Source organism: Actinomadura sp. SCN-SB, from assembly GCF_043906805.1.
Classification (GTDB): domain Bacteria; phylum Actinomycetota; class Actinomycetes; order Streptosporangiales; family Streptosporangiaceae; genus Spirillospora.
Map to the genome: position 1 here is coordinate 40132 of NZ_JBIMPP010000038.1, position 17472 is coordinate 57603.

At 71.5% G+C, this 17472-nt stretch carries 18 protein-coding genes; 10 read left to right on the plus strand and 8 right to left on the minus strand.

The annotated features are described in order from the left end of the window. Positions 1–23: 23 nt before the first annotated feature. The 5 genes from ACGWYJ_RS23400 (at position 24) to ACGWYJ_RS23420 (ending at position 5374) form a co-directional block, all read left to right on the plus strand. Positions 24–1094, plus strand: coding sequence for a hypothetical protein (locus tag ACGWYJ_RS23400; RefSeq protein ID WP_395108411.1), 1071 nt, complete (start codon positions 24–26; stop codon positions 1092–1094). Between the two features lie 136 nt (positions 1095–1230). Further along, positions 1231–2109 carry a hypothetical protein gene (locus ACGWYJ_RS23405; protein WP_395108412.1) on the plus strand — a complete coding sequence of 293 codons (879 nt, stop codon included), beginning with the start codon at positions 1231–1233 and terminating at the stop codon, positions 2107–2109. Next, positions 2106–3290: a fumarylacetoacetase gene (gene fahA / locus ACGWYJ_RS23410; RefSeq protein WP_395108414.1), complete on the plus strand. Its 1185-nt coding sequence runs from the start codon at positions 2106–2108 to the stop codon at positions 3288–3290. The genes ACGWYJ_RS23405 and fahA overlap by 4 nt, the downstream gene beginning before the upstream one ends. A 214-nt stretch (positions 3291–3504) precedes the next feature. Next, positions 3505–4518, plus strand: a complete 1014-nt coding sequence (locus ACGWYJ_RS23415; protein WP_395108415.1) for an SRPBCC family protein — start codon at positions 3505–3507, stop codon at positions 4516–4518. A gap of 115 nt (positions 4519–4633) precedes the next feature. Beyond that, positions 4634–5374 (plus strand): hypothetical protein, encoded by a 741-nt coding sequence (locus ACGWYJ_RS23420; RefSeq protein ID WP_395108416.1) that lies wholly within the window; start codon positions 4634–4636, stop codon positions 5372–5374. Between the two features lie 91 nt (positions 5375–5465). Here the strand turns inward: ACGWYJ_RS23420 and ACGWYJ_RS23425 are convergent, their stop codons facing one another. Further along, complete coding sequence (locus tag ACGWYJ_RS23425) at positions 5466–6170, minus strand: class I SAM-dependent methyltransferase (protein WP_395108417.1); 705 nt, start codon at positions 6168–6170, stop codon at positions 5466–5468. 175 nt (positions 6171–6345) lie between these two features. Here ACGWYJ_RS23425 and ACGWYJ_RS23430 point away from each other — a divergent pair, with 175 nt between their 5' ends. After that, positions 6346–6843, plus strand: a complete 498-nt coding sequence (locus ACGWYJ_RS23430; RefSeq protein ID WP_395108418.1) for a cation:proton antiporter regulatory subunit — start codon at positions 6346–6348, stop codon at positions 6841–6843. A gap of 16 nt (positions 6844–6859) precedes the next feature. Here the strand turns inward: ACGWYJ_RS23430 and ACGWYJ_RS23435 are convergent, their stop codons facing one another. Further along, complete coding sequence (locus ACGWYJ_RS23435) at positions 6860–7534, minus strand: response regulator (RefSeq protein WP_395108420.1); 675 nt, start codon at positions 7532–7534, stop codon at positions 6860–6862. Continuing rightward, positions 7531–8484, minus strand: a complete 954-nt coding sequence (locus ACGWYJ_RS23440; RefSeq protein ID WP_395108421.1) for a HAMP domain-containing sensor histidine kinase — start codon at positions 8482–8484, stop codon at positions 7531–7533. Before ACGWYJ_RS23440 ends, ACGWYJ_RS23435 begins: the two co-directional genes overlap by 4 nt. 306 nt (positions 8485–8790) lie before the next feature. Between ACGWYJ_RS23440 and ACGWYJ_RS23445 the strand changes: the two genes are divergently transcribed. From ACGWYJ_RS23445 to ACGWYJ_RS23460, 4 genes are all read left to right on the plus strand, one after another. After that, positions 8791–9096: a hypothetical protein gene (locus tag ACGWYJ_RS23445; protein WP_395108423.1), complete on the plus strand. Its 306-nt coding sequence runs from the start codon at positions 8791–8793 to the stop codon at positions 9094–9096. A 275-nt stretch (positions 9097–9371) separates the two neighbouring features. Further along, a complete protein-coding gene (locus tag ACGWYJ_RS23450) occupies positions 9372–9830 on the plus strand; it encodes a CBS domain-containing protein (RefSeq protein WP_395108425.1) in 459 nt (152 codons plus the stop codon). A gap of 49 nt (positions 9831–9879) precedes the next feature. After that, positions 9880–11166 carry an SLC13 family permease gene (locus ACGWYJ_RS23455; protein WP_395108426.1) on the plus strand — a complete coding sequence of 429 codons (1287 nt, stop codon included), beginning with the start codon at positions 9880–9882 and terminating at the stop codon, positions 11164–11166. Between the two features lie 49 nt (positions 11167–11215). Then, positions 11216–11653 carry a DUF6199 family natural product biosynthesis protein gene (locus ACGWYJ_RS23460; protein ID WP_395108428.1) on the plus strand — a complete coding sequence of 146 codons (438 nt, stop codon included), beginning with the start codon at positions 11216–11218 and terminating at the stop codon, positions 11651–11653. A gap of 76 nt (positions 11654–11729) precedes the next feature. Here the strand turns inward: ACGWYJ_RS23460 and ACGWYJ_RS23465 are convergent, their stop codons facing one another. From ACGWYJ_RS23465 to ACGWYJ_RS23485, 5 genes are all read right to left on the minus strand, one after another. Then, positions 11730–13004: a cation:proton antiporter gene (locus ACGWYJ_RS23465; protein WP_395108429.1), complete on the minus strand. Its 1275-nt coding sequence runs from the start codon at positions 13002–13004 to the stop codon at positions 11730–11732. A gap of 9 nt (positions 13005–13013) precedes the next feature. Continuing rightward, on the minus strand, positions 13014–13496 hold the full coding sequence (locus ACGWYJ_RS23470) for a cation:proton antiporter regulatory subunit (protein WP_395108456.1): 483 nt from the start codon (positions 13494–13496) through the stop codon (positions 13014–13016). Between the two features lie 188 nt (positions 13497–13684). Continuing rightward, positions 13685–14539, minus strand: a complete 855-nt coding sequence (locus tag ACGWYJ_RS23475; protein WP_395108431.1) for a universal stress protein — start codon at positions 14537–14539, stop codon at positions 13685–13687. 93 nt (positions 14540–14632) lie between these two features. Then, positions 14633–15484, minus strand: coding sequence for a universal stress protein (locus ACGWYJ_RS23480; RefSeq protein ID WP_395108432.1), 852 nt, complete (start codon positions 15482–15484; stop codon positions 14633–14635). A 211-nt stretch (positions 15485–15695) separates the two neighbouring features. Next, the gene (locus ACGWYJ_RS23485) at positions 15696–17429 is read right to left on the minus strand and encodes a GAF domain-containing protein (protein ID WP_395108433.1); all 1734 of its coding nucleotides are present in this window, start codon (positions 17427–17429) and stop codon (positions 15696–15698) included. Between the last annotated feature and the right edge of the window lie 43 nt (positions 17430–17472).

Here is a 17472-nt window from a genome sequence, read left to right on the forward strand (position 1 = left end):
CCGGCGAACGGAAGGGGCATGACGTGCTACGGGGACATCGGATCCGACGCGGGCCGGCCGTCCCGGCGGCGCTGGCCGCGCTGCTCGGGCTCGCCGTCGGCGCCCAGATCGTCCGGGCGCCGGAGGCGGAGGCGTTCGCCACGTACTACTGGTTCTCGCAGGGGCACGGGGAGCACGAGAAGATCACGCGGGCGGCGCTGGCGTGCCCGGAGGACAAGCCGTCCGACGGCACCTGCTTCGAGGAGGACTCGATCGACGTGCTGGCGGGCTACCGCGGCTACCTCGGCGGGGTCAACGCACCGGACTCGTGGTTCTACGGCGGCGAACTGTCCAACCCGAACGCCCACTGCGACAACGCCGACTACATCCGTGCCGAGGACAACGGCGGGAGGCCGTACGCGCGCACCCGCGCACAGGCGTCCGACCAACTGATCGCCTGCCTGCGGCACCTGCGCGACCGCTTCCACAGCGCCGCCCGCCAGGCCGGGACGGTCTTCGACGACGACGGCACACTGTCCCACTGGGACACGCGGTCCGCCTGCGCCGACTACGGCGCGCCCGGTGACAGGACCCGTGCCAAGTGCCGTTTCGTGGACCTGTTCGGGCGCGCGCTGCACGGCGTCCAGGACTTCTACTCGCACTCCAACTGGGTCGACTCCGCCGATCCCGGGCGGCCGACCGGTGTGGCCAACCCGCCCGGCATGCACAGGAACGGGGTGTTCCCGCTGATGAGCTTCCGGCTGCCGCTCGCGTCGCCGTCCGACGTCCCGGAACGGCTCGCCACCGGCTGCTACCCGTCGGACGAGTGCGCCGGGCGGATCCGCCACGACGAGGAGCTCAACAAGGACGTCGCCGAGATCGACCCGGTCACCGGCGCGGTCACCAGGGACGGGACCAGCGCCCGCGGGCGGATCGCCGACAACCAGGAACGCGCCGTCCTGTGGGCGATCAGGGACACCCGCCGCCAGTGGGCGGCGATGCGCGACGAGATCAAGGCGCGATATGGCGGGAAGGGCGACATCGTCATCTGCGCCCTGACGCACGACACCCCGGTCGCCAACTGGCCCTGGACGACGGGCGACTGCGAGAAGTGACCACCGAGCCGATCAACGGCGCTTCAGAAGAACTGCGATGAGTGAAATCAGCCAGGTGGTTTAGGGTTTCACTACTGGCCCGGCTTGTGAGGGCCCCGGCTACGCATGGGCTCGGTCGCGGTAGGAGGTCACAACCATGGTGCCGGTCTTCGCCCGGAGGTTGTGCGATGACGCGGCGGTGTTCCCGCCTGGGCTGGCTCCGCTCGCCGAGGCCGTCCCGGCGCATGCGGCCCATCGCGCCGGCCCGTACGGCGACCTGGTGGGCCCGCTCGTGATCGCCGAGCCCGCGCTCGCCGAACTGGGCCCGCTGCTGACCGTCCCGCATCGGCTGGAACTGGCGGTGACGGCTCCGCACGGGCCGGGGCAGATGGCGTCGGCGGCCGAGTCGGCGCGGAGGCTGCCGGTCGAGCTGGCCGCCGTGGAGGTGGCCGTTCCCGCCGGGATGGAGGTGCCGGAGTTCGTCACCGCACTGGATCGCGCGTGCGCCGCCGCGCCCGCGACCACGGTGTACGTGGAGGTGCCGCGGGACGAGCGCCGTGGCGAGGTCATCGCCGAGCTGAAGGCGAGCGGGCACAGGGCCAAGTTCCGTACCGGGGGGGTGAAGGCCGAGCTGTACCCGGACGAGCGAGAACTGGCCGCCGCGATCGTGGCGGTCGCCCAAGCGCACGTGCCGTTCAAGGCGACGGCGGGCCTGCACCACGCGGTCCGCAACACCGACGCCCGGACGGGATTCGAGCAGCACGGGTTCCTCAACCTGCTTGTCGCCACCGCCGCCGCTCTCGACGGCGCGGCGGAGGCGGACCTGGTGGGCCTGCTCGCCGAGCGCGACAAGGACACCGTCGCCGAAACTGTGCGCGGGCTTGGCGAGGACCGGGCGGAGGCCGTTCGCGGGATGTTCGTGTCCTTCGGCACCTGTAGCATCACCGAGCCTTTGGCCGAGCTGGTGGACATGGGCCTCGTCCCCGCGAGCATCGCGCCCGGGAGTATCGCGCACGGAGAAGGGGCGACCGCGTGACCAGGATCGACATTCCAGAAGGCTCCCTGTTCGGGCTCGCCAACCTGCCCTATGGGGTCTTCTCCACTCCAGGCACCTCACCCCGGGTCGGCGTGCGCGTCGCCGATTCGGTGGTGGACCTGGCGGTCGCGTTGGGTGATCCCGTGTTCGCTCTGCCCACGCTCAACGCCTTCATGTCGCAGGGACGGTCGCGCTGGGAGCAGGTACGGCGCCAGGTCACGGAACTGGTCGCGGGTGATGTCCGATCCGATGCCGTGCATCCGGTCTCAGATGTGACCCTGCACCTTCCGGTGGACGTGGCCGACTACGTCGACTTCTACGCCTCCGAGCATCACGCGACCAACCTGGGCAGGCTGTTCCGTCCCGATGGCGAGCCGCTGATGCCGAACTGGAAGCACCTGCCGGTCGGCTACCACGGCCGTGCCGGCACCGTGGTGGTGTCGGGGACCGGCGTCGTCCGCCCCTGCGGGCAGCGGAAGGCGCCCGATCAGAGCGCCCCCGCCTTCGGGGAGAGCGAGCGCCTGGACATCGAGGCCGAGCTCGGCTTCGTCGTCGGGGTCGGCTCGCCGCTCGGCGGGCAGGTGCCGACTTCCGCGTTCCCGGATCACGTGTTCGGCGCCGTGCTGGTCAACGACTGGTCCGCCCGGGACATCCAGGCTTGGGAGTACGTGCCGCTCGGCCCGAACCTGGGCAAGAGCTTCGCCACCTCCGTCTCCCCGTGGGTGGTCCCGCTCGCGGCATTGGAGGCCGCGCGGGTGCCGCTGCCCGGCCAGGACCCCGAGCCACTCCCGTACCTGCGCGAGGACGAGCCGTGGGGCCTGGACATCGATCTGGCCGTGGAGTGGAACGGCGAAGTGGTCTCGCGACCGCCGTACCGGACGATGTACTGGTCTCCCGCGCAGATGCTGGCGCATATGACGGTGAACGGCGCCCGCGCCCGTACCGGCGACCTCTACGCCTCGGGTACCGTTTCCGGACCCGAAAGGCACCAGCGGGGCGCGTTCATCGAGCTGACCGAGGGCGGCAGGAATCCGATCACGGTCAAGGGCGAGCGGCGCACCTTCCTCCAGGACCACGACGAGGTGGCCATCACCGCCACCGCCCCGGCCACCGACGGCGGCAGGCTCGGCTTCGGCGAGGTCCGCGGACGCGTCCTGCCCGCCCGAGCCGCCACCGTCTGAGTACCCCCGGCCTCGCCCAAGAACGCGCCATCGTCGGTAGATCTCTGTTTTCTTCCCGGTGGTGACATTCCGGCTGTTTCGTATGGGCTTTTACGGATATGCCACTACCGTGCGTGGCCTCAGGATCACCTTGCCACGGACGTCCGAGACCACTCGGCAAGCACGCGCACGTCCCGCACCCGATGAGTGCGGCACCATCCCAAGAAGCGAAGTGATGACGATGACGGAAGCAGGCTCTGACGAGGGAAACCGCGGCGGTGGCGCGATCCGGGAACTGCCTGTGGACGAGCTCAAGCAGGCGGGGAAGGAGCTCGTGCAGGCGCTGATGGTGCAGGCGCTGAAGAGGGCCAACGGCACGATCAAAGGGCTCACCCAGCGGCTGAACGAGGTCACCGGCGATGGCGCCGGGTCCGGCGCGAAGATGGCGGCCACCGGCGTCAAGAAGCTGGCCCAGGGGGAGTCCCCGGCCAAGGCGGGCCTGAGCGCGGGCATGACCGGTGCCAAGGAGAAGGTGAAGGGGGTGATGGGCAAGGGCGACGGCGAAGGGGACGGCCAGGGCGGCGGCGGTGGCGGTGGCGAGGACGAGCCCAAGGTGGTCACCATCATCGAGGAGTTCGACGTGGGACTGCCGCGGCGGACCACCTACGACCAGTGGACCCAGTTCGCCGACTACCCGGACTTCACCAGCAAGGTGGAGAGCGTCGAGCAGGAGTCCGACGAGAAGATCAGCTGGCGGGCCAAGATCTTCCTGTCCGAGCGCAGCTGGGACTCCACCATCATCGAACAGGTCCCCGACGAGCGGATCGTCTGGAAGTCCGAGGGCTCCAAGGGCTGGGTCGACGGGGCCGTGACCTTTCATGAGCTGGCGCCCACCTTGACGCGGGTTCTGCTGGTCGCCGAGTACCACCCGGACGGCTTCCTGGAGAAGACGGCCAACCTGTGGCGGGCTCAGGGACGCCGCCTGCGCCTGGACTTCAAGCACATCAAGCGCCACATGATGACGCACACGCTCCTGGAACAGGGCGAGACGCAGGGATGGCGCGGCGAGATACGCGACGGCAAGGTCGTCAAGACCCACGAGGACGCCCTCAAGGAGGAGCGGGAGCGCTCCGAGGGCGACGGCGGCGAAGACCGCGAGAAGGGCGAGGCCGAGGGCGAGGAGAAGGCCCAGGGAGAGGAGAAGCCCGAGGGCGAGAAGGAGGAGAAGCCCGAGGGCGCCGCCGCGTGACATCCGACCGGCGCCCACCATCCGAGGAGCGAGCCCGGGAGCAGCGATGGACGGCAACACCTCAAGCGAGCCGAAGCCTGGACGAGAGCGCGACGAATCAGGCGAGAAGGAAGGCGTGTCCGGCAAGCTCGTACCGCCGGACCAGCGTGCCGGTGCCGAGGGGGAGCCGGACGCCTATCTCGACGTTCCCTCGCTCAAGGTGGACCAGCTCTGTCTCGACGTGGACGACCTCCGGGCGTATGTCGCGCTCATCGCCGAGGTCGTCGGCCTCGTCAAGGTGAACGCCGGGGCGGACGCGCGCATGGGAAAGACCAAGCTGGAGATCAGGGGCGTCGAGGCCCAGGCGCAACTGCGGATCCGCCTCGACAACGTGGCCTTCGTCATCGACCGGACCCTGACGACGCTCGACCGCAATCCGGAGATCGTCCGGCATCTCGGCGAGGCCGCGGGCGAACTCGGCGAGGCCACCAAGGGCATCACCCAGGCCGCGGGCAAGGGCACCGATGAGGCGTCGGAGAACCTCAGCGGGGTCTCCACCAATCCTCCCCGGGATCAGGGCGAGGCCGCCTGTGAGGACACAGGCCACCGTGAGGAGAAGGGCACCCCTGAAGAGAAGGGCGCTGAGGAGAAGGGCGCCCCTGAGGAGGAGAAGAAGGGCGCCGAGGAGAAGGGCGAAGAGGAAACCGGCCGGCCCCCGGAATCCGCGGAGAAGCAGGACGAGGGCGAAGAGGCGGCCGGCCAGGAGCGGCCCGAGACCTCGCCGATGCAGGACGCCCTCAATCAGACCGAGGAGTCGGTACGCGACCTCGGCCGGGCCCTTCTCCGGATGTTCCCGCCGGCCCGCCATCTCGTCTGACCCGAGACGGGTCGCCGGTTCAAGCCGCCCACCGCCCGCCGGCGGCGCGAAGAGAGCGTCGCGTCCCCGGTTCGCTGAGACGGCGGGGTCGTCAGGAGCGCGGCAGGGCTGAGGGCGCGGGCCGGGCGACGATCAGGGTGGTCGTGGTCATCGGGATGGTGAGCGGGACCGTCTCGACGTGGTCCGGGCTCAGCCCGGCGGTGGTGATGGCGCGGTGGACCCCGGCGGGCAGGGACGAGGCCCAGGGCAGCCAGCGTCCCGGGTCGGACCGGCGCCGCGGCTGGAGCACGTCGGCGAGGATGACGACGCCGCTTCCGGCGATGACGCGGCCGATCTCGGCGAGCCCTCGCCACCGATCGTGCCAGTGCCGGAGGGACAGGGTGCTCAGTACCAGGTCGAAGGTGGCGTCGCCGAAGGGCAGGGCCTCGGCGCGGGCGCGGACGAAGCGGATCCTGGCGGTGGTGCCGCCGGTGGGTCCGGCCGCGGCGTTGCGGATCATCGAGGGGGAGGGGTCCGTCCCGATCATGGCCGCGTGCGAATACGTATGGGCGGCGGCGTGCAGGAGGCGCCCGGTGCCGCAGCCGATGTCCAGGATCCGGGCGGGGTCGGGAGCGTGCCGGTGGGCGTGTCGCAGTACGGCTTGGTGCACCGGCTGGTAGAGCAGACACTGGAGCAGGCTGGTGTCATAGGTGGCGGCCCACCGGTCGAACGGGTCCGGCGGGCCGGCCGCGGACGGGGGTGGCCGGGTGGCGGGCGCGGCGTGGTCGCGGTGGCCGGTTCGATGGGGAGGAGCCACGGGTTCACGATCCCATCACCGGGCCGGTGGTCAACCCCGTTTCGCCGGTGGCCCGGCGAAACGGGTATCTGGTTGGCGGACGGCGGTGCCGTTCTGGGATCATGACGCCCCGGTGGCCGGCAGGGGGCGACATGGCACCTGAGCGGGGGACGACGAGGTTTCCCGGCATGGCGAAGTGAGCGGAGAGGTCATGGACGTCGAGCGGACATCGTTGCCGGGGATCGGGCTGCGTCATGAGTTCACCACCAAGCAGGGCCGCCGATTGGGGGTGATCTCCCATCGCACCGGCCGTCACGATCTGGTGATCTACGGCAAGGAGGATCCCGGCAAGCGCGTGGTGTCGGTGGAGCTGACCGGCGAGGAGGCCAACGGGCTGGCCGAGCTGCTGGAGACCGTCCACGTGGTGGAACGGTTGAACGACGAGCGCCGCCAGGTCGAGGACCTGGTGACCGAGAAGATCCCGGTGTCCGCCGGGTCGCCCTACGTGGGGCGGCCGCTGGGCGACACGCGGGCGCGTACGCGCACCGGCGCCTCGATCGTGGCCGTGGTGCGGCGCGGCAAGGTGATCGCCAGCCCCGGCCCGGACTTCGTGTTCGAGGCCCATGACGTCGTGGTGGTGGTCGGCACCGGCGAGGGCACCGCGGCGGTCGCCGGCATCCTCGCCAACGGGTGACCGGCGGGGGCCGCGGTCACGGCTCGATCAGCCCGACGCGGATGGCGTACCGGGTGAGTTCGAGCCTGTCCTTGAGGCCGAGTTTCTGCAGCAGGTTGGCGCGGTGGCGCTCCACCGTCTTGACGCTGATGACGAGGATGTCGGCGATCTGCTGCGAGGTGTGGCCTTCGGCGACGAGTTTGAGGATCTCCTCTTCCCGGTCGGTGATGGGCCGTTCCGGGATGGACGGGTCGTCGCGGGCGCGGTCCAGGTAGTTGCGGATGAGGGCGTTGATCGCGCCGGGGTAGAGGAAGGGTTCGCCGCGCATGGCGGCGTGGCAGGCTTCGACCAGGTCGCGGTCGGCGACGGACTTCAGGACGTACCCCGAGGCGCCGGCCTTGAGCGCCTCGAAGAAGTACTGCTCGTTGTCGTACATGGTCAGGATGAGGATGCGCGTCCGCGGCAGGGCGGCGGAGATCTCGCGGGCCGCCTGGAGGCCGGTCAGGCGCGGCATGGCGATGTCGAGGATGGCCAGGTCGGGATCGTGGGCGCGGGCCTGGGCGATGGCCTCGGCGCCGTCGCTGGCCTCGGCGACGACGGTCAGCCCGATCTCGTTGTCGAGGATGAGGCGGACTCCCCGGCGGACCAGGGCGTGGTCGTCGGCGAGCAGGATGCGGGTGGTGGTCGCCTGAGTGGTGGGCGGCTGGGTCATGGGCGGCGGCTCCCTCGGTGGGTCGGAACGGTCAGGCGGACTTGGGTGCCGCCGCCGGGCGCGGGCCCGAGGTCGAGGTCGGCGCCGATGAGCAGGGCGCGTTCCCGCATGCCCCGGACACCGGCGCCCTCGGGGCTATCCGCCATGCCGCGGCCATCGTCGCGGACGCGCAGCTCTACTCCGGCCGGGGTCCGGCGGAGCGTGAGGTCGGCGTGCCGGGCGCCGGCGTGGCGGGCGGTGTTGGTCAGTCCTTCCTGCGCCACGCGGTAGATGACCAGTTCGGTCTCCCGGTCCAGCGGCGGCAGGTCGTCGTCGACGTGGTGGCGGACGGCGAGCCCGGGGGCGCGGAACTCCGTGGTCAGGGCCTTGAGGGCACTGGTCAGGCCGAGTTCCTCCAGAACGCCGGGACGCAGCCGGCGGGCGATGCGGCGGATCTCCTCCAGGCTGCCGCGGGTGGTCTCCTGGACCTGGTGGAGCTCGTCGCCGATGTCGGGCGGCGCGTGGTCGGCGACCCGTTTGAGGTCCAGCAGGACGGCCGTCAGGGTCTGGCCGACCTCGTCGTGGAGTTCCTGCGCGATGCGGTGACGTTCGGCCTCCTGCGCGGACAGGGCTCGGGCGGCGCTGGTGGCGCGTTCGTGTTCGAGGCGTCCGAGCATGGTGTTGAAGGTGTCGATCAGTTCCGCGATCTCGCCCTGCCCGGCCGCGGCGGGACGTTCCCGGGGCTGGAGCAGGTCGATCGTGGTCATGGTGCCGGTCAGCCGCCGCAGCGGCGCCAGCGCGACGCGGAGCAGGACGGCGTTGGCGACCAGCATGGCGACCAGGCCGACGGTCAGGACGGCGGCCTCGGTGAGCAGGACGGGCGTGGACACGCTGACGGGCCCCAGCAGCAGCGCGGTCGCCGTGATGAGCACCACGGCGTTGAGCAGGAAGATCCGCCAGAACAGGGGCACCGCATCACCTCCAGATCGCCTCAGTCTCCACTATGCCGTCCGACCTGCGCTTTTCGTCCCGCCGGGATCGGATCGTCGAGGCCAGCCTGGTCGCGCGGGGTCGCCCGCGTCCATCGGTCCCGCCACCCATCCAGGGGACGCGCCACCCACGTGGTGGGCGGCGGTGTGGGGTCCGCCACCTGCGCGAATGGGTGTCGGCACCGATGGTGGCCCGGCGGGAAACGGGATCAGGCTTGAGGCGGGGGTCTCCAAGCGCGGGGGCCGTGGCGCACTTCGATGACACGACGACACCAGCGGAGGCGACCCATGCAGATCAACCCGGTGACCGTACCCGGCGCCGGCACGCTCCACCACCTGCGGACCCGCCACGGGCAGCGGCTGGGCGTGCTGCTCCATGCGCACGGTGAACGCGTCCTGTTCATCTACGACCTGCCTCCGGACGGCGGTGGCGCCGGGCCCGGTGAGGCGATCGATCCGGACAGTCCGGGACGGAGCATCGTCCTGGACGCCGACGAGGCCGACCAGCTCGCCCAGTTGCTGCATGACCAGCCGATCACCGACCGGCTCGCCGAGCTGGAACGCCGCCTGGCCGAACTCGAACGGCGCGGGTGACGCGCCCGCCCGGTCGGCCCCGGGCCGGACCCTCCCGTACATAGGCGCCTGAGCTGCGGCTACATGGTGGCCCCCGGTGCACATGGGTGCTGCTCCCGATGGTGAGGCAGGTCTTCCCGATCGAAGACTTGACGGGACCACGTCAAGAAGGAGCTGTCATGGTACGCACGAGATCGCCTTACCCGTTCGGCACGGAACGTCAAGGGCCGCCCGGCATCGAGCGTCACGGACCGTGATGGACGCCGGATTCCGCGCCGCGAACCCGAAGGGACGTCATGCAAGCACGCGATATCGCGGTCCAGGTCCCGACCGTGACGACGGACGACCCGGTCGCCGAGGCGGTGCGGGTGATGGCGCTCGCGCGGCTGCCGGGCCTGATCGTGGTGGACGAGCGGCGGCGCCCCCGGGTGGTGCTGCCGGGAACGCAGGTGCTGCGGCTGGCGGTGCCGAACGCCTATCAGCAGGATCCGGCGCTGGCCCGGGCGGTGGACGAGGAGCACGCCGACGCCTTCTGGCGGGGACCGGGCGCCATGACGGTCGGCGACTGCCTGGCCAGGCCCACGGGACGGCCGGTGACCGTGCGGGGCGACGCCACGCTGCTGGAGGTGGCCGCGCTGATGGCCCGGCAGCGCAGCCCCCTGGTGGCGGTGATCAACGGGTCGGGCGTCCTCAGCGGAGCGGTCCTGCTGGACCGGCTGCTGGCGGCCCTGGCACTGGCCGCTCCCGGAGACTGAGGCCACGACCGGCGGCCGCCGGACCGGCCGTGCGGCGGGGGGCGGGCCGGTGAGCCCCGCCGCCGCGCTGGCCGTGTTCGTCGTGGCGTTCTTCTTCATCGCCACCGAGAGGGCCGACAAGGTCAAGGTCGTCCTGATCGCCGCCGGGGTGATGACGGTGCTCGGCCTCGCCCCGGGCGCCGAGGTCTTCTTCTCCGAGCACGAGGGGATCGACTGGAACGTCATCTTCCTGCTGCTCGGCATGATGATCATCGTCGGGATCATCAAGCAGACGGGGATCTTCGACTTCCTGGCGATCTGGGCGGCCAAGAGGTCCCGCGGCCGGCCCTACCGGCTGATGGTGATGCTGATGACCATCACCGCGATCGCGTCGCCGTTCCTCGACAACGTCACCACGATCATGCTGGTGGCGCCGGTGACGGTGGTGGTCTGCGACCGGCTGCGGATACCGGCCCAGCCCTATCTGATCGCCGAGGTGCTGGCCTCCAACATCGGCGGGGCGGCCACCCTGGTCGGGGATCCGCCGAACATCATCATCGGCAGCCGGGCGGGCCTGTCGTTCAACGACTTCCTGGCGCACATGGCCCCGATCGTCGTGCTCACCTTCATCGGGTTCGTGCTGCTGACCCGTGTCATGTTCCGCGACGCGCTCGGCCACGACTCCCCGCACGCGCACGAGGTCATGGCGCTCCAGGAACGCCGCGCCATCACCGACCCCCGCCTGCTGGCACGCTGCCTGATCGTGCTCGGCCTGGTCATCGTCGGCTTCGGGCTGCACTCGGTGCTGCACGTGGAACCCTCGATCGTGGCGTTGATCGGCGCCGGCGTGATGATCCTGGTGACCCGTTCCGACGTCCACGACGTCATGGGCGAGGTCGAATGGCCGACGCTGGTGTTCTTCGCGGGACTGTTCGTCATGGTCTCCGGGCTCGTCCACACCGGCGTCATCGAGAACATCGGCGAGTGGGCCGTGGAGACGGTCGGGGACGACTACCACATGGCGGCCACCGGGCTGCTGTTCGGATCGGCCGTGCTGGGCGCGTTCTTCGACAACATCCCCTACACCGCGACCATGGCGCCCATCGTCGAGGGACTGGCCGCGCAGGCACCCGACTCCGGCACCGGCGAGGCGCTGTGGTGGGCGTTCGCGCTGGGCGCCGACTTCAGCGGCAACGGCACGGCCGTGGCCGCGAGCGCCAACGTGGTGGCGATCGGCATCGCCGCCAGGACGGGCCATCCGATCTCGTTCTGGCAGTTCACCCGGTACGGCATCGTCACCACGGCGCTCACCACCCTGGCGGCCTGGGCCTATGTCACGCTGCGGTACTTCACGTAGCCGGTGGACGCGTATGTACGGCGGACCGCCGATGGAGTAGCTTGCGCACATGTGGGGCGAGGTGCTGTACTTCACCGCGCTCTTGGTGGTGCTGGTGACGTTGTGCCTGCTCAACGTGCTCTTCCCACGCCGGATGTGGGGCCTGTTCAAGTCCTGGCGGTTCAAGAACCCCGACGTGGTCGAGCCCTCCGACCTGGTCGTCTGGTGGTACCGGGTCTCCGGGGCCCTGGGCGTGATCGTCCTGGTCGGGCTGGCCGTCTACGGAGGGCCGAGGTACTACGCGGTCGCCCGTTGCGAGAGGGTCCTGGCGGAGCTGGAGGAGCTCGCCGAGACCGGCGGCGCGCCGGCGGTCGAGCGGCGGGCGCGCGAGCTCGGCCTGGAGGTCCGCGACGGCCCCGGTCCGAGCGGGGGGCTCACGATCACGGATGACGGCGAGCCGTTCGCGAGCGTGCCGGCGAACGGCTCGAAGGGCTACTGCGAGGTCTAGATCCCGGCGTGACACCGGCTCGGCCGCGTGGCGGCCGAGCCGGTGTCCCATCCGGCGCCGAGCCGGGAACGCCGCGCTAGGGGATCTCCTCGGCGTGACGGAGCGTGTGGCCGTGGACGCCGTCCTCGTCGGGCGGGTCCACGGCCGCGGCGTCGCCGTCGGTCTGAGCCTGGTCCGCCGCCTGATCACTGCGCTTGCCGCGCCTCTGCAGGACCCGGGCCACCGGTACGGCGGCGCGGGCCAGCAGCGGCCCGGCGACGGCCAGGATCAGGACGTAGGCGGCGGCCAGCGGGCCGATCTGCGGGTTGATCCCGGCGGCCACCGCCAGGCCGGCGATGACGATGTTGAACTCGCCCCGGGGGACCAGCGCCGCCCCGGCGCGCATCCGGCCGGTCGTGCCCACGCCGACGCGCCGCGCGGCTATCCAGCCCGAGGCGAGCTTGGTGGCGGTCCCGGCCACGGCCAGCAGCGCGGCGGCGCCCAGGACGGGGGGCAGGTCGCCGGGGTCGGTGTGCAGGCCGAAGAAGACGAAGAACACCGCCGCGAACAGGTCCCGCAGCGGGGACAGCAGCTCCTGCGCGGTGTGCGCCAGGGGGCCGGACAGGGCGATGCCGACCAGGAACGCCCCCACCGCCGCCGACACCTGGAGCTGCTGCGCCAGCCCCGCGACCAGCACGACCAGTCCCAGCACCTTCAGCAGCAGCACCTCGTCGCTGGGGCTGGCGACGAACCGTTCGACCAGCGCGCCGTGCCGCAGGGCGATCAGCAGGATCACCGCGATGGTGGCGGCGGCGATCCCCAGCGTGGTGGCGCCGGCGGCGAGGGAGGCCCCGGCCAGCAGCGCGGTCAGGATGGGCAGGTAGGCGGCCATCGCCAGGTCCTCGAAGACCAGGATCGACAGCACGGCGGGTGTCTCGCGGTTTCCCAGCCAGCCCAGGTCGCCCATCACCTTGGCGGTGATGCCCGACGAGGTGACGTAGGTGACGCCGCCCATCGCCACGGCCGCGACCGGACCCCACCCGAGGAGGAACGCGGCGATCACGCCCGGCGCGGCGTTGAGCACCAGGTCGGCCAGGCCCGACGGCGCCGAGGTCCTTAACGTGCCGACCAGTTCGCCGGCGGTGTATTCCAGGCCCAGGGTGAACAGCAGGAGGATGACGCCGACCTCGGCGCCGATGGCGACGAACTCCTCACTGGCGCCCAGCGGCAGGACCCCGCCGGATCCGAACGCCAGTCCCGCGATCAGGTACAGCGGGATCGCCGAGATGGAGAACCGGTTGGCCACCGCGCCCAGCAGTCCCAGCGCCAGGATGATCGCACCGAGCTCGATCAGTTGTATCGCACTATGCATAGGGCCGCCTCACCCGCCGGCCAGGATGTCGGCAACGGCCGCCGTGCCCTCGTCGGTGCCGACCGCCACCACCACGTCGTCGGCGGAGAACACGAAGTCGGGACGCGGGCTCGCGATCACCTGCCCGTCGCGGACCACCGCCACGATCGAGGCGCCGGTGCGCGTCCGGGTCTGGGTGTCCCCCAGCGTGCGCCCGGCGTAGGGGGAGCCGGGGGCGATGGGGATCTGATCGGTGACCAGTCCTTCGACCTGCCGGTGCAGCTCGCTCAGCCGTTCCACCACCCGTCCTGTGCCCAGCAGCTCGGCCAGCGCGTTGGCCTCCTCATCGCTCAGCGCCACTGATACCACGCACGTGTCGGGGTCCTCCTTGTCGTAGATCACCAGGTCTCTGCGGCCGGTGTGGTGCGAGACCACACCCAGCTGACGGCCCCGCCTGGTGGTGAACACATGCCGCAGCCCGATCCCCGGCAACGATGTCCGCTCGACGTCCATGATCACTCCTGTGTCGTCCAGCGCCGGCGCCCTGACGAGGCGCGGCACCACCACCCGCACGCGATGCGAGCCCGGGCATCGCGTCCCACCGTTCCCGACTCAACGGGCATCCGGTACACAGGTCATGATTTCAGAACAATCTAGTCGTCAGCGACATCACACGACTCAGCCGCGCACGCTGGGCGGGGTCAGCCGCCGGTGATCGCGTGCGCGACGGCCACGGTGCAGGGCGCGTGTTGCAGCATCGCCGTGCTGGTCGAGCCGAGCAGCAGCGGGCCCACGGAGCCCGTGCCCCGATCACCCACCACGACGAGGTCCGCCTGCTTGGCCGCCTCCAGCAGCGCGGTACGCGGCCCCTCCATGACGAGCGAGGTGTCCGCCTGTACCCGCGGGTACTTGGTCCGCCACGGCGAGACCACGCGTTCCAGCAGGGCGCCGCACGACCGCATCAGTTCGTCCCGGTCGGCGAACAGCGCCAGATCGGTCCCGGCCACGGCACCCGGCTCCCAGCATCCGTAGACCGCCTTCAGCCGCCACCCCCGCAGCGCCGCCTCCTGGAAGCCGAACGCCAGCGCCGCGTCACCGCCCGCCGACCCGTCGACGCCCACGACCACGCGCTCGTGGTGGTCGGACCGGCGGACGACCATGACGGGTTGCTGGGCGCGGGCGGGCAGTTGCAGGGCGGTGGACCCGATCGCGAGTTCCTCCTGCTCGTGGGAGCCGACGACCAGCACTTCGGCGTCGTAGGACTCGTGCAGCAGAGCGGCATAGGCGGGACCGTCCATCAGCTTCGGCCGGATGCGCACCGACCGCGTGAGGTCCCGTGCCCGGCTCACTCCCCGTTCCAGGACGTGCTGCCCCATCCGCTTCACCGTCTCCTCCAGATCGAGGTCGACATGACTGATCGGATAGGGCCAGCGCCAGGAGTGGCAGATGACCAGGTCGCGCTGCCGCATCCGGGCCTCCTCCACCGCCCAGCGCAGGGCGTGATCGCTCTCGTCCGTCCCGTCATAGCCGACGACCACGCTCGTCTGCGGCGCCATGGTTCCTCCCCCCGAGGCGGGTTCTTCGACGGCGCCTCACGCCGCCGCGAACCTGCCCAACGTCACTCGTCCTCTGCCCAGGGTCGGCCCCGGTTATCGCCGCGCCTGCACGATCGCGACCGTGCACGGGGCGTGCTGCAACAGCGCGCCGCTGGTCGCTCCCAGCCACAACGGCTCCAGACCACCCGTGCCGCGGTTGCCGACGACCACCAGATCCGCGCTCTCGGCCGCCTCGAACATCGCCTCACGCGGCGATCCCAGCCGCAGGAAGGTGGACGCGTCCACGTCCGGGTAACGCGCCTGCCAGGGCTCCACCGCGCGCTTCAGCCGCCCGTCGGCCACCTCCCGCAGCCTGTCCTCGTTGCCGAACAGGGCGAGATCGTGCTCGGGGGCCTCGGCCGGTTCCCAGCACCCGTAGACCGCGCGCAGTTTCCAGCCGCGCAGGTCCGCCTCCTCGAACCCGAACTCCAGCGCCGCGTCGGCCGCGGCCGACCCGTCCACTCCCACCACGATCTGCTCGAACCGGGGCGCGGTGGTGCGGACCACCACCACGGGACGATCCGCCCGCGCCGGGAGCCGCAGCGCCGTGGACCCGACCGGCAGCTCGCCCACGTGATGCGAGCCGACCACGATCATCTCCGCGCCCTGGGCCTCACGTGTCAGCGCCGCGTGGGCGGGCCCGTCCATCAGCCATTTGACCACCCGCACGTCCGGCGCCTGCCGTCGCGCCAGTTCCACCCCGCGGTCCAGCAGGTTCTCACCCGTGCGCCGCACGATCGCGGCGCCCTCTTCATCGACGTAGTCGGCCGGATAGGGCCACCGCCAGGCGTGGACGACGCACAGCGTGCAACGCCGTAACTCCGCCTCCCGCACCGCCCAGTGGATCGCGTTCTCGCTCTCGGGGGACCCGTCGAAACCCACGACCACAAGCGACCCGCTCGCCATCGCTCCCCCTCGCCTCGATGCGGGACTCCACCCGGGCGGAACCGGCCTGCCGCCGCGCCCTGCCCCGAGCATTCCCCGTGGCGTCCCGCAGTGGCCCAGGTTCACGGAGCGACCGGCCAAAACCCGGGGGGCCGCGTCGGCGGCGACGCGCGTTTTCGGCAAAGCGGCCGCCAAGGTACGGGAATCGAGGGCGCGGCGACGACCGGGACCGTCAGGCAGGATCGCCGGTGCCGAGGGGGACCGCCCAGGTCAGGATCGTCCCGCCGCCGGGGCGGGGCGCCGTGCTGAACGAGCCGCCGAGCGCCTCCGCGCGTTGCCGCATATTGCGCAGCCCGCTCCGGCGGCCCCCTTCGGGGATGCCGACGCCGTTGTCCTCGACGCGCAGGACGACCTCGTCGTCGCCGACCTGAACGGTGACGGCCGCCTCGCCGGCGCGGGCGTGCCGGGCGATGTTGGACAACGCCTCCTGCGCCACCGCCAGCAGGTGCTCCCCGGTCTCGGGAGGGACGGCGGTGTCGAGCAGCCCGTCCAGGCGTTCGGACGGGGCGAAGCCCAGCCGCTCGGTGGCGGCGTCGACGAGGGCGCGCAGGCGGCCGCGCAGCGTCCCCTCCTCCTCCGGCCCCGCCTGGAGGGCGAAGATGGTGGAGCGGATCTGGCGGATGGTGTCGTCCAGGTCGTCCACGGACCGCTGGATGCGGGACGCGGCGTCCCGCCGCTCGACGAGCTTGATCGCGCTCATCAGCGTCATCGCGGTGGCGAACAGCCGCTGGATCACCGTGTCGTGCAGGTCCTTGGCGATCCGGTCCCGGTCCTCCAGCAACCTCAGCCGTTCGGCGTCCCGGCGCGCGTCGGCCACCTCCAGCGCCACCGCCGCCTGCGCCGCGAACGCCTCCAGCAGCCGCTGCGCCGACCCGCTGAACACCGGCCCGCCGGAGGGGTTGATCACCAGCAGCACGCCCCGCGCCGACGCGCCCACCCCGAGCGGGACGACCAGCAGCGGCCCGACGGCCGGGTCCGCCGGGAGCGCGCCGGCCCCCATCGCCTCCCGCCCGTCGGCCAGGCGCGTCGCGGTGCCGCTGGTGTAGACGCCGCCCACCACGGCGTGCCCGATGGGCAGCCGCAGATCCGTCATCTCGCCGGCGTGATCGCCGTCCGCCGCGGCGATGACGAACTCGCCCGCCGCCTCGTCGGCCAGCATCACCGTCGCCACGGCGGCGTCGGTGATCTCCCGGGCGCGCCGGGCGACCAGCGCGGTGGCCTCGCGGGTGCCGGTGCCCGACAGCAGCGCGGTGGACACCTCGGCCGACGCCTCCAGCCAGCGTTCGCGCCTGCGGGCCTCCTCGTACAGCCGGGCGTTCTCGATCGCCACGCCGGCGGCGGTGGCCAGCGCGGTGACCACGATCTCGTCCTCCTCCTCGAACTGCCCGCCACCGGCCTTCTCGGTCAGGTAGAGGTTGCCGAACACCTCGTCGCGCACCCGGATCGGAACGCCCAGGAACGTGTGCATCGCCGGGTGGTGGGCGGGGAAGCCGTAGGACTCGGGGTGCTCGGAGATCTCCGGCAGCCGCAGCGGACGCGGCTCCTTGATCAGCAGGCCGAGGATGCCGTGCCCGTGCGGCCAGTGCCCGATCTTCTCGATCTGCTCCTCGCTGACGCCCGAGGTGAAGAACCGCACCAGCCGCTCGCCCTCTTCGGAGATGACGCCCAGCGCCCCGTACCGGGCGTCGACGAGCGTGGTGGCGGCCTCGGTGATCCGCCGCAGCACCGTCTCCAGGTCCAGTTCGCCGCCGATGGAGACCACGGCCTCCAGCAGCGCGTGCACCCGGTCCCGCGTTCCCCTCGCCGCCTCCAGCCGCGCCTGCAACTCCGCCAGAAGGTCGTCCAGCTTCAGGTGCGGCAGGATCAGCTTCGCGCGCTCGTCACCGGAGCGGCGTTCCTGCGGCATCGGCCGATCCCCCTTCCCCGCGCGGCCCCATTCCACCATTACC

Excerpts from the sequence above, each read along its gene's own strand:
- ACGWYJ_RS23405 (WP_395108412.1), top strand. The coding sequence starts at position 1,231 with ATGGTGCCGGTCTTCGCCCGGAGGTTGTGCGATGACGCGGCGGTGTTC.
- ACGWYJ_RS23415 (WP_395108415.1), top strand. The coding sequence starts at position 3,505 with ATGACGATGACGGAAGCAGGCTCTGACGAGGGAAACCGCGGCGGTGGC.
- ACGWYJ_RS23435 (WP_395108420.1), bottom strand. The coding sequence starts at position 7,534 with ATGACCCAGCCGCCCACCACTCAGGCGACCACCACCCGCATCCTGCTC.
- ACGWYJ_RS23445 (WP_395108423.1), top strand. The coding sequence starts at position 8,791 with ATGCAGATCAACCCGGTGACCGTACCCGGCGCCGGCACGCTCCACCAC.
- ACGWYJ_RS23450 (WP_395108425.1), top strand. The coding sequence starts at position 9,372 with ATGCAAGCACGCGATATCGCGGTCCAGGTCCCGACCGTGACGACGGAC.
- ACGWYJ_RS23460 (WP_395108428.1), top strand. The coding sequence starts at position 11,216 with ATGTGGGGCGAGGTGCTGTACTTCACCGCGCTCTTGGTGGTGCTGGTG.
- ACGWYJ_RS23465 (WP_395108429.1), bottom strand. The coding sequence starts at position 13,004 with ATGCATAGTGCGATACAACTGATCGAGCTCGGTGCGATCATCCTGGCG.
- ACGWYJ_RS23470 (WP_395108456.1), bottom strand. The coding sequence starts at position 13,496 with ATGGACGTCGAGCGGACATCGTTGCCGGGGATCGGGCTGCGGCATGTG.
- ACGWYJ_RS23475 (WP_395108431.1), bottom strand. The coding sequence starts at position 14,539 with ATGGCGCCGCAGACGAGCGTGGTCGTCGGCTATGACGGGACGGACGAG.
- ACGWYJ_RS23480 (WP_395108432.1), bottom strand. The coding sequence starts at position 15,484 with ATGGCGAGCGGGTCGCTTGTGGTCGTGGGTTTCGACGGGTCCCCCGAG.
- ACGWYJ_RS23485 (WP_395108433.1), bottom strand. The coding sequence starts at position 17,429 with ATGCCGCAGGAACGCCGCTCCGGTGACGAGCGCGCGAAGCTGATCCTG.